The sequence below is a fragment of the Dermabacter sp. HFH0086 genome (genome assembly GCF_000413375.1).
In the GTDB taxonomy this organism is placed as follows: domain Bacteria; phylum Actinomycetota; class Actinomycetes; order Actinomycetales; family Dermabacteraceae; genus Dermabacter; species Dermabacter hominis.
Genome location: NZ_KE340308.1, coordinates 1,859,332 through 1,874,414, shown reverse-complemented (window position 1 = coordinate 1,874,414; position 15,083 = coordinate 1,859,332). Strand labels below are relative to the sequence as shown.

The 15,083-nt window shown below is 62.2% G+C and carries 11 protein-coding genes and 1 tRNA gene; 5 read left to right on the top strand and 7 right to left on the bottom strand.

Annotation, left to right across the window (positions count from 1 at the left end; translation table 11 throughout):
• Window positions 1-81 precede the first annotated feature (81 nt).
• A tRNA-Pro gene (locus HMPREF1484_RS08275) sits at window positions 82-155 on the bottom strand.
• 224 nt (window positions 156-379) lie between these two features.
• Between HMPREF1484_RS08275 and HMPREF1484_RS08270 the strand changes: the two genes are divergently transcribed.
• Both HMPREF1484_RS08270 and HMPREF1484_RS08265 read left to right on the top strand, forming a co-directional pair.
• Entirely contained in the window at window positions 380-811 is a 432-nt protein-coding gene (locus HMPREF1484_RS08270; protein WP_016664588.1) for an FHA domain-containing protein, read from the top strand.
• 62 nt (window positions 812-873) lie between these two features.
• Window positions 874-1,518, top strand: a complete 645-nt coding sequence (locus tag HMPREF1484_RS08265) for a MerR family transcriptional regulator (RefSeq protein ID WP_051120654.1) — start codon at window positions 874-876, stop codon at window positions 1,516-1,518.
• Window positions 1,519-1,682: 164 nt separating this feature from the next.
• Here HMPREF1484_RS08265 and HMPREF1484_RS08260 read toward each other — a convergent pair whose 3' ends face one another.
• Together HMPREF1484_RS08260 and HMPREF1484_RS08255 are read right to left on the bottom strand one after the other, a co-directional pair.
• On the bottom strand, window positions 1,683-2,492 hold the full coding sequence (locus HMPREF1484_RS08260) for a ParA family protein (RefSeq protein WP_016664586.1): 810 nt from the start codon (window positions 2,490-2,492) through the stop codon (window positions 1,683-1,685).
• Window positions 2,493-2,497: 5 nt separating this feature from the next.
• Window positions 2,498-3,454, bottom strand: a complete 957-nt coding sequence (locus HMPREF1484_RS08255; protein WP_016664585.1) for a PAC2 family protein — start codon at window positions 3,452-3,454, stop codon at window positions 2,498-2,500.
• 84 nt (window positions 3,455-3,538) lie between these two features.
• Between HMPREF1484_RS08255 and HMPREF1484_RS08250 the strand changes: the two genes are divergently transcribed.
• Entirely contained in the window at window positions 3,539-4,420 is an 882-nt protein-coding gene (locus HMPREF1484_RS08250) for a rhodanese-related sulfurtransferase (RefSeq protein WP_016664584.1), read from the top strand.
• Between the two features lie 183 nt (window positions 4,421-4,603).
• On the opposite strand, the gene HMPREF1484_RS08245 is transcribed toward HMPREF1484_RS08250, so the two are convergent.
• The 3 genes from HMPREF1484_RS08245 to HMPREF1484_RS08235 all read right to left on the bottom strand — a co-directional run bounded on the left by HMPREF1484_RS08245 (window position 4,604) and on the right by HMPREF1484_RS08235 (window position 6,002).
• On the bottom strand, window positions 4,604-5,329 hold the full coding sequence (locus tag HMPREF1484_RS08245; protein ID WP_016664583.1) for a queuosine precursor transporter: 726 nt from the start codon (window positions 5,327-5,329) through the stop codon (window positions 4,604-4,606).
• 4 nt (window positions 5,330-5,333) lie between these two features.
• The gene (locus HMPREF1484_RS08240) at window positions 5,334-5,672 is read right to left on the bottom strand and encodes a hypothetical protein (RefSeq protein ID WP_016664582.1); all 339 of its coding nucleotides are present in this window, start codon (window positions 5,670-5,672) and stop codon (window positions 5,334-5,336) included.
• A 75-nt stretch (window positions 5,673-5,747) separates the two neighbouring features.
• Window positions 5,748-6,002 carry a TetR/AcrR family transcriptional regulator gene (locus HMPREF1484_RS08235; protein ID WP_016664581.1) on the bottom strand — a complete coding sequence of 85 codons (255 nt, stop codon included), beginning with the start codon at window positions 6,000-6,002 and terminating at the stop codon, window positions 5,748-5,750.
• A 103-nt stretch (window positions 6,003-6,105) separates the two neighbouring features.
• On the opposite strand from HMPREF1484_RS08235, the gene HMPREF1484_RS08230 reads away from it, so the two are divergent.
• Together HMPREF1484_RS08230 and HMPREF1484_RS08225 are read left to right on the top strand one after the other, a co-directional pair.
• Window positions 6,106-8,856, top strand: a complete 2,751-nt coding sequence (locus tag HMPREF1484_RS08230; protein WP_016664580.1) for an MMPL family transporter — start codon at window positions 6,106-6,108, stop codon at window positions 8,854-8,856.
• Window positions 8,853-11,444 carry a YhgE/Pip domain-containing protein gene (locus HMPREF1484_RS08225; protein ID WP_016664579.1) on the top strand — a complete coding sequence of 864 codons (2,592 nt, stop codon included), beginning with the start codon at window positions 8,853-8,855 and terminating at the stop codon, window positions 11,442-11,444. Before HMPREF1484_RS08230 ends, HMPREF1484_RS08225 begins: the two co-directional genes overlap by 4 nt.
• Here the strand turns inward: HMPREF1484_RS08225 and HMPREF1484_RS08220 are convergent.
• Entirely contained in the window at window positions 11,441-14,977 is a 3,537-nt protein-coding gene (locus HMPREF1484_RS08220) for an error-prone DNA polymerase (protein ID WP_016664578.1), read from the bottom strand. The two genes, HMPREF1484_RS08225 and HMPREF1484_RS08220, sit on opposite strands and share 4 nt — an antisense overlap.
• Between the last annotated feature and the right edge of the window lie 106 nt (window positions 14,978-15,083).

Here is a 15,083-nt window from a genome sequence, read left to right as displayed (position 1 = left end):
TCTCGACTATAAGTCAGAGACATCGGGCGAAATACAAAGAAATGGGCGAGGCACCCGAAGTGCCTCGCCCATTGATCCGCGTCGGGCTGACAGGATTTGAACCTGCGACCCCACGACCCCCAGTCGTGTGCGCTACCAAACTGCGCCACAGCCCGCGGTTTTCGACTTGTCCACTATAGCCGAGGTGTTTGCCGAATCGCGAATTCACAAGGGTGAGGCGTGCCACGCTTGCCGCTTGGTCAAGAACAGCTAAAAGGTTCGCAGTGTTGGGCCAAAAAACGAACATATGCGCAAAACGCGGTGGCAAAATGGGATCGGAAGTTTTGGACTCTCATGCCGGTTCGCGGGATGGGGCGTGTGAAGAAAGAAGGTCTGCGCCATGAATGAACACGTGTTTGACTCCACCCCAGAGCAGACCACCAAACTTTCCCCCATCGACGGCAAGATTGAGTTCACCGAAGACGCCGAGCACGGTCTCTCTGCCCAGGATCGCCAGGCTGTTGAGGCGCTGCCCGCAGGCACGGCACTCCTGATCGTGCGCAAGGGTCCGAATATGGGGGCGCGCTTCCTGCTCGACTCGGAAAGCACCGTGGCCGGCCGTAACCCGGAATCGGAAATATTCCTCGACGACGTCACCGTGTCCCGCAAGCACGCGACGTTCGTGCGCACCGAAGGGGGCTTCCTGATTCTCGACATGGGGTCTCTCAACGGCACCTATGTGAACCGTGAGCTGACCGATGAAGCTCACCTGAGTAACGGCGACGAGATCCAGATCGGCAAGTACCGTTTCACGTTCTTCACGCTCTCGTGAAACCGTGGCGAGAAAAAATTCTCGCCACACTTCGGCGCGTTTAATCCCGCAAGCGTGCAGGGATGGGTATTCTGTCCTCGAGACTTTCTCCCTTCCCCGACACGAAAGTCCAACTGGAGGCACACGTGAGCAAGCGCGATAGCAGCACCTTTGGTGCGCAGAGCACAGTCCCGGCAACCGAAGCCCAGGGAGTCCTTTTCGACGATCTCGTCGACACCCCCGGCGAACTCGGCTACCGGGGCCCGGCGGCGTGCAAAGCTGCGGGCATTACGTACCGGCAGCTTGATTACTGGGCGCGCACCGGACTCGTTGAACCGAGCGTCCGTTCAGCCACGGGCTCGGGCTCGCAGCGCCTCTACGGCTTCCGCGACATCCTAGTGCTCAAGGTCGTCAAGCGACTACTCGACACGGGTGTCTCGCTCCAGCAGATTCGTGTCGCCGTCGATGCCATGCGTGCGCGCGGCGCCGACGACCTCGCACAGATCACTCTCATGAGCGACGGCGCCTCTGTCTACGAATGTACGAGTGCCGAAGATGTCTTCGACCTGGTCCAGGGTGGCCAGGGTGTGTTCGGTATCGCTGTTGGCCGAGTGGCGCGTGAGGTTGAAACCGATCTTGCGATTCTTCCGAGCGTCGACCCGCAGCACGATGCCGCTGAGGCTCTTCGCGACGAACTCGCCGCACGCCGCGCACGTAAAGCCAGCTAAGAGGGAAGCGCCGCTTCCGGTACTGAGCTGAACGTTAAGGCTTACTGACGCCCCTTTATACATGTCACGTCGGGATTTATCGACATGCGTAGAGGGGCGTTTGACATTGAGGCAACGAGGGGAACGGGCCCCGCGAAAGGCTGCGGCCCCTCGCGCCGGAAGCCCTAGGAGTTCTGACGCGAGTCCATGATCGTCGCGAGGAGGCGATCGAAATCCTCGGTGAGCTGCTTCGCGCTTGAACCTTCGTACGCGTGGAGGGGGATGGCCCCGCCCTGTGCCTGCTGAAGCCCCACGCGTTCTTCGAGAACGGGGTCGAGCACGCGATCCCCGAAGAGTTCGCGCAGCTCGTTGAGGCGAAACTGGTGTTCCACGCTGCGGGGGCGATAGCGGTTCACGAGGATCCCGAGCGGTTGCAAACGGGGAGCGATGCCGTTGTCATGGAGTTCATCGGCGAGCTTGAGTGCTCGGTCGGCAGCGGAAACGGCGAAGAACCCGGGTTCGGAGACGACGATGGAGCGATCCGAGGCTGCGAGAGCCATTTGCGTCAGGCCGTTGAGCGAGGGCGGGCAATCCACCAGGACGATGTCGTAGTGGTAGGAACGCTTGTTCAGCGCCTCCCGAAGGCGCCTTACGCTCCGTTGCGCGAGGGCGGGGGAGTCGAGCCTCGACGAGCGATGACTGCCCGGGATGATGTCGAGGTGGCTCGAGGCAGAAGCCTCGCCGTTTTCGCCAGCTACCCACGGAGATTGCACGATGGCACGGTCGACAGTCTCGGTTCGCCCTGACGCAATCACCTCGGCGATGTCGGGCTCACCTCCCGGGTGCCCGAGTAGGCCGAGAGTGGTATCGCCCTGAGGGTCGAGATCGAGGACAAGTGCGTTCACGCCCTGGTTGAGGGCCGCGGACGCGAGACCGAGAGTGACGGAGGTCTTTCCGACGCCGCCTTTGAGTGAATATACGCTGACGACAAACACGCTATTTAGCCTATCGAATCCGGGCCGGGGTCTTCGCCCTCCTCGCCCGTGTTTTCCGGCTCATCGAGGATTTCTTTGAGGAAGTCCTCGACTTCGGTCGTGAGGTTTTCGGCGCCGGGGAGGGGAGTGTCGGCACCGGGAGTGAGGTGCTGCACCATACCGTCCATGCGCGAATAGTTGTCCTCGAATCCCTTGATGAGTGAGGCAAGCTGCTCGTTCTCAGCCGCACTCTGGTCGAGGGCTTCGCGCACCTCGGCGATCTTCTCCTCAAGCTTCTTGTTTGGAGTGAAAGCCGGCCCGCCTTCAATGTCGAGCGCCGTAAATAGCGCTGGCAGGGCGGGGTAATACTCGATCTCGTGCGCATAGGACGGCACGTGCGCCGCGAGGCCGATGATGGGGTGGCCGGCCTCGGCCATGCGCACGATGAGCAAAGCCGGGAACGACGCTCGCATTTCGATGGTGCCCGGGAACGGGCTCGCGAGAACCAGGTCCTTGGGATCGCCCGCGTACCTGCTCACCGCGACGGGGCGCGTGTGCGGCGTAGCGCCGGGAAAACTCGTGGCGACGAGCGTGCGTGTCACGCCGAGCTGTTCAACGATGATCCTGACCGCGTGCGCCACGCGCTCCCACTGGAAATTAGGCTCGGGGCCGCTGAGAAGCAGGAACGGCGCTTCGCCTTCGGGCGAGACCTCGCGGAGGGTGAGTGCGGGGGAGGAGTACCCCGTGAGGTGATCCTGCTCGAGCGAAATGGGCGGCCGCACCGCCGTGTAGTCGATGACTTGATCGGAGTCGAACGTCCCCACGATGCGATTGGGAAAGTTGTCCGTGATGAACTCGTCGAGTTTCTCCTGGACACGCCCGGAGTCGACAAAAGAGCCGAGAGTCACGACGAGCGTGCTCGCGTGAAGGGAACGTGAGTCGACATCGCGTTCATAGCTGAAGAGCGTGGTGGGATCGAGCACGGAAAACCTCCTAGTGTGCACGGTTATACACCCTAGAACGCCCGGCTGGCGAAGAGTTATTCCGCTGCCGATTAGACTTGTGACGTGGCTGTTCACAAAATCGTTCTCTTTTATGTTTTTACTCCGCTCGCCGACCCGGAGGCAGTGAAGCTGTGGCAGTTTGCACTCGCCGATTCACTGGGTCTCAAGGGCCGCGTGATCGTCTCGAAAGACGGCATCAACGCGACGGTGGGCGGTGAGATCGGCGCGGTGAAGCAGTACGTCAAGCGTACGCGAGGTTACGCGCCGTTCCGAGACGCCGACATCAAATGGTCCGAGGGGACAGGCCACGACTTTCCAAAGCTCTCCGTGAAGGTCAGGGAAGAACTCGTGACGTTCACCGTTCCCGAGGAAGTCAAGGTGGGAGCTGAGGGCGTCATTGGCGGGGGAGAGCACCTGAGCCCCGAGGCTCTGCACGCCCTCGTCGACGCCCGAGGGTCGGACGTCGTCTTTTTCGATGGTCGTAACCGCATGGAGGCGGAAATCGGTCGTTTCCGCGGCGCCGTCGTTCCCCAGACGGAAACGACGCGCGATTTCGTCGGCGAGCTCGAATCCGGCATGTACGACGACCTCAAGGATCGCCCCGTGGTCACGTACTGCACGGGCGGTATTCGCTGCGAGGTGCTCACGGTACTTATGAAGAATCGCGGCTTTAGCGAGGTGTACCAACTCGACGGCGGGATCGTCCGCTACGGGGAAAAATACGGCAACGATGGCCTGTGGGATGGCTCCCTTTACGTCTTCGATGGGCGCATGCACATGGAGTTTGGCGACGGTGCCGAGTCGCTTGGGTCATGCGTCGCGTGCGGAGAAAAGACGCCGGTGTATGTCAATTGCGTGAATCCTGCGTGCCGCCAGCAGTTCTTGCGCTGTGAGGCGTGCACGAGCAAAGGTCTTGCGCCTGCGTGCGGTCAGTGCGAGCACTAGGTTGTGCGTCACTGGCGCGGTGAGGGTTGGTGTTGTTGTGCGGGGTGGGGGTCCGACGATTGCTGAGCATCCGTCGGACCTAGACCCGTGAGGCGCTTTCCACACTGACTTTACATAACGTACATTATCGGCGTAATGCATGTGGTGGGGCGGAACTGCGCCGATGCCAAACCCCCACAACTTCTATGCAATTCGCGTGAGGGCTTCTTGGTAGCTAGGTTCCGCTTTCTTGAGTCGTGCGATCACGTAAGCCGTGACGGGAATTGCCGCGTACTGCACGATGACCTTGTACAGGAAGCCGAAGGCCGTGTAGTTCAGCCACTGGCCGAATGTCGTAATCCCGAGCACCGGCGCGGCAATCGTGCAGAAAATGATCGTGTCGACGAGCTCGCCCGTGCCGCTTGACATGAGTAGTCGAGCGACGATGCCGGGCTCGCCCGTGCGGCGCTTCATTCGGCTCACAATGAACGAGTTCAGGCTCTGCCCGGCAAGAAAGCCGCACAGAGAAGCAAGAACGATCTGCCATACAGGCCCAATCGCGAGCTCGAGCGCTCCCTGTTTCGCAACTCCATAGTCGTCATAGAAGCCCGGGAGCCAAATGATGACGGCGTAACACACGACCGCAAAAACGTTGAGGGCGAACGACGTTAGGATGGCGCGGCGCGCTGCACTCGGTCCATACAGCTCGGTAATGATGTCGCCGAGGATATAGGCAAGAGGAAAAAGGAAGAACGCCGCGTCGGTAATCACGAATCCGATCGTGACGCCCTTGGCGGCGCCAATGCCGGAAATGACGACGACGACTGCCATGAGCGCGCTCAGGACGTCATAGTGGGAGTTCCCTCGTGTCGCATACACGGCCTTGCCGCGCGCAGAGCGATCTCCCGCTTGTGGAAGGTGTTCGTTCATTGCCTCACTCCAGAGATTTTTTCACGGAAAACGGGTTCCACGGCGTGCGGTGGCCGTGGCCATCATGCCCGTGCACAAACGTTTCGAGGATGGCCTCAATAATGGTGGAGGTTTCTTTCTCGAGCCTCTCCCCCGTGGCTAACTCTGCAACCATGCGATTGAGATATACGCCAAGGAGTGTTTCAGCAATTGCCTCAGGCTGTGCCGAAAGCGCGATGGGTTCCGTTTTTTCGAGCTCACGAAAAGTATCGGCGATTCCCGTGATAAGCCGGCCACGCTCGCGCGCGAGCCGGGGCCTCGCACTTTCGTCATGGAGCGCAAGGGCGACCGCCTCGGTGTGCATGAGGTACCAGGCGAGGCCGAGCGGGCGAAGCGCTTCAAGAGTTTCAAAGAGCCCCTGTACTTGCCTGTCGGTGTTTCATGGCACGGAGGAAGTTGCCTGCAGTGAACGACTCGTGACGACGGCGAAGGCCTCCCAAAAGACTTCCTCTTTGGACGTGAAGTTCGAGTAGAACGCTCCGCGCGTGAAGCCTGCCGCTCGCGTGAGGTCGTCAACGGTCGCGCCCTGGGCGCCTTTTTGGGTGAAAACCTCAATCGAGGCTTCAATCAGCTTGCGGCGGGTATGGGTTTTTGACCGCAGCTGTGGGGTGTCATTGGGTGTTGTGAGGTTCACAATAGGGGCTCCGCAGGGTCTTTGGATGGCCAGCTGAGACATTCTAATATCAAACTCGATACGAAATCGTATTGACGGACCTTGACCATGTGGAGGAGCCCGCGTGTCATCGACTCTCTATCGCCTCGGCCTGTGGGCCTCGCGTTCGCCGTGGAAGGTCATCGGTGCCTGGTTGGCCATCATTGTTCTTGCAGCGGCGGGCGCAATCACGGCCGGAAAGGGGCTCGACGACGCCTTCAGTGTTCCGGGCACCGAAGCGCAAGAGGGGCTCGACTCTCTCGCGACGCGCTTCCCGCAGCTCGGTGGTACGGGTGGCCAAATCATCTTTGTGAGTGAAGACGGCTCCCCCATCGACGCGCATGAAAAAGAGGTCGCGAATGCGATGGGTGAGGCCCGTCATGTCCAGGGGGTAGAAACAGCGACGAACCCCTTCGATAAAGATACGCCGGGCGAAAAAAGCGACGACGGCACAGCGATCATCGCGAACATTCAACTCGATCCTGACCTTGATGCCGTCCCCAAAAAGACCCTGGACTCTCTCACCGACATCGTCGATTCCACGACCGAGGCGGACAACGGCCTCCATGCCTACATCGGAGGCCAGGTCACGATGACCCCCGAAATGGGGATGAGCATCATGGAGGTTCTCGGCGTTATTGCGGCCCTCATCGTGCTCAGCATCGTGTTCCGTGCAGTTCGCTCCGCATTCATCCCGATCGTCACCGCCATCACGGGCATCATCGTTTCGATGATCGTGATGTTCATGGGTACGAGCATCTTCACCATTTCCTCGGCGACCCCGACGCTTGCACTCATGCTCGGTCTCGCCGTGGGCATCGACTACTCGCTGTTCATCGTGTCGCGTCACCTCGATCAACTGCGAAGCGGCCTCGACCCGTATGAATCCATCGCACGCGCGACCGCTACAAGCGGAAGCGCCGTGATCTTCGCAGGCCTCACCGTCGTCATCGCCCTCGTGGGCCTTTTCATCACAGGCATCCCGTTCATCACCGTCATGGGCGTTGTCTCCGCCGTCGCGGTTGCCTGCAACGTGCTCGCCGCGCTCACACTGCTGCCCGCCATCCTTGGGCTCTTCGGTGAGCGGATTCGCCCCAAACGTCAGCGTCAACGCACAGCCACGCAAGCGTCGGACCCCTCCGCACGCCCTCGCCGCACGCCCCTACTCGAGCGTTGGGTTCGTGCCGCCATTCGCTTCCCTCTCGTGACGATTCTCGTGGTGATCGTGGGACTCGGCGCGGTGGCCCTTCCCTTCAAAGATCTCGAGCTCGCGCTTCCCGACCAGGGCACGGAAGACCCGGGCTCCTACGGCCGCGAAGCTTACGACATTGTGACCGAGAAGTTCGGCGCGGGTCATAACGCGACGATCATGCTCACGGCAGACATCATCAACACCGAGGACCCACTCGGCGTCATGGATGAGCTCAAACGTGATGTTCTCGCGATCGACGGCGTTGATAGCGTGCAGATCGCCACGCCCAACATGGGTGCCGACATGGGGGTCGTGGTACTTCGACCGACGGAAGGCCCCACTTCGGAGCGCACGAAGAGCGTCGTTGATGAGCTCCGTGCCGATGCACCTCAGTGGGAAAAGGACCTCGGCATCTCCGACATCAAAGTCACGGGCTCCACCGCCGTTGCGATCGACATTGCCGACCGCCTCGACAAGGCGCTCTTGCCCTTCACGATCTTCGTTGTGGGGCTCTCCCTCGTGCTTCTCGCGATGGTGTTCCGAAGTATCTGGGTGCCCCTCAAGGCTGCGGCCGGATTCCTTCTTTCCGCAGGTGCTGCCTTCGGCGTGACCTCCATGGTGTTCACCTACGGATGGGGTGCGGACCTCCTTCAGGCGAAAGCCACGGGCCCCGTGATTGCGTTTTTGCCGATCATGACGCTCGGCGTGCTCTTCGGCCTCGCGATGGACTACGAAGTTTTCCTCGTGACCCGCATGCGTGAGGAGTACATGCACACCCGTGATGCCCGTCAGGCCATCATGAGAGGGTTCACGGCATCGGCGCCCGTGGTGATCGCGGCCGCGGCAATCATGATCTTCATCTTCGCGGGTTTCATTCCCGGGTCGATGTACATGATTCAACCGATCGCCCTCTCCCTTGCTGTCGGTGTCTTCGTGGACGCTTTCGTTGTGCGCATGACACTCGTACCGGCCGTTCTCGCGCTTCTCGGCGATCGCGCTTGGCACTTCCCCGCTGTGCTCGACCGCCTTCTCCCCCACCTTGACGTCGAAGGTGAGGGACTCGGGGTTGCCCTCGAGCACCGTGAATGGACGGCAGCGAAGGGCACCAGTGCGCTTCGGCTTCGCGACGTTGAAATTCCGCGCATGAGCGGCCGCGGGCAGCTCGGCCCTCTCTCGGGTGCAATCTCCCCGGGATCGATCACTCTCATCGCAAGCGAAGATGTGGACGCGCGCGCAAGTGTGCTTGCGCTATTCTCGGCGCGCCTCGAGCCCTCAGCAGGCACACTCTTCGTCTATGACCGTCAGGTTCCCGGCGAAACGGGAGCGGCCCAATCACACGTTGAGCTCTACCCCGAAGGCCGCGGAGGCGCAAGTGCCCACGCACTCGTGCGAGAACGAGACTCGCGGATTATTGTCATCGAATCCCTTTCCGACCTTCTTGAGGCCGATGACGCGACGCCGCAGCGGCTCGAATTGCTCGCTGCGCACGGGGCGACAATCGTGATTGGCCAAGACGCTCTTACCGCGAGCTTCACCGAACGCCTGCGGGATCCCGCGCGTGTACAGGTCCTGCCCCTGACAGCCCTCGTCACCGACCACACCGACCCCCTGCCATTGAATACAGATGCGGAGGCATACGCATGAAAACTCTCGCTCGCTTCCCAAAGCCCCTCCTCATCGTTGTGCTTTTGCCGCTCCTTGTCGCGAGCGTGGGTATTTGGGCGCTCAAAGACCGCGCGGAAGGCTTCGACAACGTCCCCGCTGCCGTGGTGAACCTCGATGAAGGAACGGAAATGGAGGTGGACGGCAAAACGCAGACCGTCCCCTTCGGAAGGCTTCTCGCGGGCGCACTCACGCAGCCGGGTACCATGAAGAACGAGAATTCCGACGGCAGCTTGGCGAACCTCGACTCCGCGGGCTTTGATTGGCAGCTCACCACCCAGAAAGACGCTGAATCCGGGCTTGAGAACGGCACCTATTCCGCGGTCGTGGTGATCCCCAAGGACTTCAGCGACGCTGTGGGAACCATGGGTAAGGCCGATGCTCGCCAGGCTACCGTGATCGTCAACACGAATGACTCCTCGGGCATGCTCGACTCGATGGTGGGTCAGGCCATTACTCAGGTCATCGCGAGCGAGTTTAACGGCACGATGGCGAAGCAATACCTCGATGGCGTGTACGTGGGCTTTAACAGTCTCAAGGACGGCTTCACCAAGTCCGCCGACGGCGCGGGGGAACTGTCCGATGGCGCCCACGAACTCGCGGACGGTGCGAAAGGGCTCGACGACGGCGCAGGTAAGCTCGCCACAGGAGTCGATGAGCTGAACCGCGGCGTGGTCGCGCTCGACGACGGAGCCGGGGAGCTTGCCAATGGCGTGCGCGGGCTTGATCAGGGAACGAAGAAACTCTCTGATGGAGCGCACAAGCTTACGGGCGGTACAGGCGCACTCGCTTCTGGAACAGATGATCTTTCCGGTGGTGCGGATGACCTTTCGAACGGTCTAGGTGCGCTGTCCGAAGGCGCGCACAAAGTTTCTGGAGGCGTTGCCCAGCTTGCCGACGGACTCAACGGCACCGACGCGCAGCCCGGGCTTCGCCAAGGCGCCGAAAAGCTCGCGTCGGGGGTCAACGGCGACGGGAGCGCGGAAAACCCCGGACTCGCCGAGGGCGCGCAGCAGCTGGCGGAAGGCCTCGATCAGTACGCTTCAGGACTCCCCCAAGCCCAAGAGGGACTCACGCAGGGTCTTCAGCACGGTATCGATCAAGCATTCGACACGGGGCGCGACGGTCAACCGGGCTTCGCGGAATCGATGAACACACTCGCCGCGAGCTGTACGGAACTCGAACAGGCCTTTAGCGTCGACCCACGCTTGAGCGGGGACCCGCGTGTCGCGGGACTGGAGGACATGTGTAGCGGGCTCACTCAGATGAGTGAGGAAGGCGTGAACGGAGTGCGGTCGGCACTGTCCGATCACGTTGTTCCAAAGGCCGTCGACACCGTTTTCGAGGGCGACGGATCACGCGAAAACCCGGGCCTTACACCAAGCGCGCAAATGCTCGCCGACGGTGCGATGGCCTCCGCCGACGCTGCACCTCAGCTCGTAGACGGCATCAATCAGCTGAACGGTGGGATCGCGAAGCTCGGAGATGGCGCGGCGCAGCTCGCCCCTGGAGCGGCGCAGGTCGCCGATGGCGTAGATGCCTCTCGCGGCGGGGCAGCGCAACTTGCTGACGGTGCCGCAAAGCTTTCGACTGGCGCCGCCCAGGTCGATGAGGGAGCCAAGGGGCTCGCAGAGGGCACGAGTGAGCTTTCCTCGGGCACGGGCCAGCTTGCCGACGGCGCCGACGAGCTCGCGAACGGTACCTCGAAGCTCGCCAGGGGCACTGCCCCCCTTTCAGAAGGTGCGCATGGTCTTGCCGAGGGAACAACTCAGCTTTCCGACGGCACTCGCCGCCTCGCGGACGGCAGCGGCGAACTCTCGACTGGACTTCGGGACGGTGCCGATCAGGTGCCGAGCTACTCCGAAAGTGAACGTACGCATCTCGCAGAGGTGAGCACGAAGGCTGTGACGCTTTCGACCTCGCGTGAAAACGAAGCCGATGGCGGCGCGGTGGCCACGTTCCCGTTTGTCGCGGCCCTCGGCCTGTGGCTCGGAGCATTCGGGATCTTCCTTGTATGGCCGGCGCTTCGCGAGCGGTTCCTCAATTCGGCTCGTCCCATGTGGCGGGTGGCGCTGCTCTCGCTTCTGTGGCCCCTCGTCCTTGCCGCTCTCCAAGCGCTTTTGGTGATCGGCCTGCTCGTGGTCTTTGGCGTCCCCGTTGCCTCGCTCGCTTCAGTTGCTGCCATCACGATTGCCGCGGCTCTGTGCTTCGCGATCGTGCATCAGATGCTCCTGACCGTGTTTGGCGCGCGAGCAGGCCGAGTTGTGTCAATCATCGTCCTCGTGCTCCAGGTCGTTTCCCTCGTGGGGATCCTCCCCCTCGAGAGCGCCCCCTCGCTCTTGCAATCTCTCACCGCGTTCATGCCGCTCACCGTTGCCTCCCAGGGCCTCGTGAGTGCTGCCCTCGGTGGTGCGATCGTCTCGACCGGAACGACACTCGCGGAACTCGCCCTCTTTGCCGCCGTAAGCTTCGCAGTGACGCTCGTGTTTTCGCGCGGGGCTCGCCGAGTGAAGCCTTCTTCGGCCCCCCATCAGTCGCCGAGCATAGGGGTTGCACGCACCGCGGGCTAGCAAAAGTTCCTCGAGGTCGTGGTCGCGTCGAGCGACTGTGATTCGACGGCATCGGCGAGGAAGCTTACGACGCCATCCTCATTGCGCTCCACGAGGCCGCGCAAACGGACCGCGGGCGCCGTGCGAAGGAGTGCCTTGTTGGCCCTCCAGAAGCCGTGTGAGCACACGACGTTGAGAATCCCGGTTTCATCTTCGAGGCCAAGGAACGTGATGCCCGTGGCGGTCGCGGGACGCTGGCGATGCGTGATGAGTCCTGCCGTCCATACCCGCGTGCCGTGCTCGACTTTCTTGGCGTCCTCGATGCGAAGCACGCTGCTTTCGAGGAGTTCCTCGCGAGCAAGCGTGAACGGGTGGCGCGTGGGAGAGACTCCCGTGGCCCACGTGTCTGCTGCCATGAGTTCGGCATCGCTCATTCCGGGAAGCGTGGGAGCGTTGTGCGCGAGGGCGAGGCCGGGAATCGTCCCGGGTTTCACGCCTCCCGCCGCACCCGCACTCCACAAAGCTGCGCGCCTTGAGGGGGCGAGTGAGTCAAGCGCCCCCGCCGTCGCAAGCGCCTCGAGCTGATGTGTGTTCACGCCCGTGCGATGCGCAAGATCGGCAATTGACCGAAAGGGAGCGCGCGCACGCTCCTCGCATATCTCCTTGGCGAATGCGCGCGAGATTCCGCGCACCGACTCGAGTCCAAGGCGAATCACCGGCCCGCGCGCGGCCTCGCTGCCACAGACCTGCGGTGGATGCCCGCCCTCGCACGCCTCTGCGCGCTCGGCGAAAGTTGCGGCTGAGTGCTCGGCATCGACCTCGAGATTTGCCCAGGCGTCGCTGTAGGCGATGTCCACTCCCCTCACCTCAACCCCGTGTCGGCGGGCGTCCGAGACGAGTGACTGAGGTGAATAAAACCCCATCGGCTGACTCCGCAGGAGCGCGGCGGTGAAGGCTGCAGGAAAGTGGCACTTGAGGAAAGCGCTCGCATACACGAGGTAGGCGAAAGAGTACGCATGCGACTCGGGAAAGCCATAGCTCGCGAATGCGAGAATTTTGCGGTAAACAAGCTCGCATTGCTCGGCGGTAAGGCCGTTTTTCGCCATTCCGTCAAACATTGCCTCGCGCATCGCCGCCATCTTTTGAGTTGAACGCTTCGACCCCATCGCGCGGCGTAGCTGGTCGGCTTGCGAAGGCGTAAAGTCCGCGAGGTCGACCATCATCTGCATGAGCTGCTCCTGGAAGAGCGGCACCCCGAGAGTGCGGCCGAGGGATTTCTCGAGAAGAGGGTGAAGATAGGTGACGTCCTCGGCGCCGGAACGCCTGCGCAAGTACGGGTGCACGCTTCCACCCTGGATGGGCCCAGGGCGAATGAGGGCGACCTCGACGACGAGGTCATAAAACTCACGCGGCTTGAGGCGAGGCAGAGTCGCGATTTGTGCGCGCGACTCCACTTGGAACACCCCCACGGCATCGCCCCTGCACAGCATGTCGTACAGCGCCGGGTCCTCTTGCGGGATGCTCGCGAGGGTCAACGACTCTTGGTGGGCTTGTTCGATGATCGAGAAAGCGTGGTCAATGGCCGTGAGCATACCGAGGCCAAGGAGATCGAATTTCACGAGTCCCGCATCCGCGCAATCGTCTTTGTCCCACTGCACGACCGTTCGGCCTTGCATGCGCGCGTGTTCGATCGGCACGACATCAATGACGGGCCGATCGCACAGCACCATCCCGCCCGAGTGGATCCCGAGGTGTCGCGGAGCATCCCGAAGCTGGGCGGCAAGGGTCTTCACGTCCTCGGGGATATTCGCCTCGCGTAAAGACGAAAAGGATCGTTCGATCATTTTTGCGTAGGCATCCTGCTGCCCCACGCTATAGCCGAGTGCTCGTGCCGCATCGCGGACCGCGAGCCTCGCCTTATACGAGATGACGTTCGCGACCTGCGCGGCGTTCTCGCGCCCGTAGCGTGTGAAGACGTATTGGATGACCTCCTCGCGCCGGTCCGCGGCGATATCGACGTCGATATCCGGTGGGCCATCGCGCTCGGGAGCGAGAAAACGCTCGAACAGTAGTCCGTGAAAGACCGGATCAACCGACGTGATACCGAGGCAGTAGCACACGGCGGAATTCGCGGCCGAGCCTCTCCCCTGGCACAGAATCTCGTGTGCGCGGCAAAACTCGACGATGTCGTAGACGATAAGAAAATAGCCGGGAAAGCCGAGCTCAGTGATGATGCGAAGCTCATGATCGATCTGTTCCCACGCTCCCTCGAGGCGCGGGTTCGCCCTCGGCCCGTAGCGCGCCTCGCCGAGACGTTCGGTGAGGGCCCGAAGCCAGCTTTCCTCGCTGTGGCCCTCGGGGGTGGGCGCAGGAGGAAGGTGTGGAGCGACGAGGGAGAGATCGAACGCGAGGCTCGAGGAGAGATGCGCGGCGGTCGTGATCGCGCGCGGGTAGCGCGGCACGAGTTGTGCAAGCTCCGCTCCGCTTCTGAGATGGGCCAGACGCGATGGGAGGAAAGGGTCCGCGTCAGCGAGGCTGCGCCGTGCGCGAAGTGCGGCGTGGACATCCGCGAGGTGCTTGTGTTCCGGGCGTGCGTAGTGCGCGTTGGAGGTGAGAGCGACGGGCAACTCGGCTTCGCTTAAACCGTGTTCTTCTCGCACGATGCGTGCACCTTGCACGAGCGCGTCGTGAAGTTCGGATTCGAGGGAATCGCCTGTGAGGGGAAGTTCCACGATCACACGCGGGGCTCCGCCATCGCGGGCGGGAGTACCCGCGGCTTCAAGCGTGCCGGTTGCGCGAAGTGCGGCCTCGATTCCGCGCGCGGCTGCATACGCCGATTGCTCTAGGTCGCCTTGCGGGAGGAGAGCAAGGAGCTCTTGCGTGAATGGGGATTTTCGGCACCCCGTGAGAACGACGATGTCGCCGCTTGTGAGCGCCTCGACCACGCCTGCAGCACTGTAGAGCGGCGTGCCCTTGCCGGGGCCGGCAAGGTGCGCACGCGCTATGAGGGACGAAAGCCTTCGGTACCCCGCCACCCCACGCGCGAGAAGCACGAGGTGTTCGCCCTCGGGATCAGCGCTGCCCGTGCGTGGCGCGCTTGCCGCAGCCGCACGAAGCGGAGAGGGGCATGCGGACGGCCCCGGGAGTCCGGCTGTAAACCCTGTGGGAAGCGTCAGTTCAGCGCCGTAGATCGTGGGCAGGCCGGCTTCCGACGCCGCCTTCATGAAGCGGATGGCTCCGTAAAATCCATCGTGGTCGATGAGTGCGAGGCCGCGCAGACCGAGCCGTGAAGCTTCGGCAACCATGTCCTCCGGGCTCGAGGCTCCGTCGAGAAAGCTGAAGTGCGAATGCGCGTGAAGCTCGGCAAAGGGGATGTCGAGCTCGGCATTGAGGGCTGGGGCATGCAGGCGTGAGCTTTGCCCTCGCGGGTGTTCCCTTTCGTGTGGAGTGCCCGCGTTCACAACCGTCACCGTGGGACGCACGGGAACCGGCCGATCGCTCAACACCGCCTCGAGGTCGCGCCACGATGGCGGGCCAAGAAACCACTTACTCATGCCTGTCCCTGCACTCATGTTCACCCGGCAAGACGCACAATCCACCACGTTCACGTGCGTCACATAGGACCCACGCAAAACAGTCGCCCGTCACGACACCCGCAGT

Excerpts from the sequence above, each read along its gene's own strand:
- HMPREF1484_RS08270 (WP_016664588.1), top strand. The coding sequence starts at position 380 with ATGAATGAACACGTGTTTGACTCCACCCCAGAGCAGACCACCAAACTT.
- HMPREF1484_RS08265 (WP_051120654.1), top strand. The coding sequence starts at position 874 with ATGGGTATTCTGTCCTCGAGACTTTCTCCCTTCCCCGACACGAAAGTC.
- HMPREF1484_RS08245 (WP_016664583.1), bottom strand. The coding sequence starts at position 5,329 with ATGAACGAACACCTTCCACAAGCGGGAGATCGCTCTGCGCGCGGCAAG.
- HMPREF1484_RS08240 (WP_016664582.1), bottom strand. The coding sequence starts at position 5,672 with ATGCACACCGAGGCGGTCGCCCTTGCGCTCCATGACGAAAGTGCGAGG.
- HMPREF1484_RS08225 (WP_016664579.1), top strand. The coding sequence starts at position 8,853 with ATGAAAACTCTCGCTCGCTTCCCAAAGCCCCTCCTCATCGTTGTGCTT.
- HMPREF1484_RS08220 (WP_016664578.1), bottom strand. The coding sequence starts at position 14,977 with ATGAGTAAGTGGTTTCTTGGCCCGCCATCGTGGCGCGACCTCGAGGCG.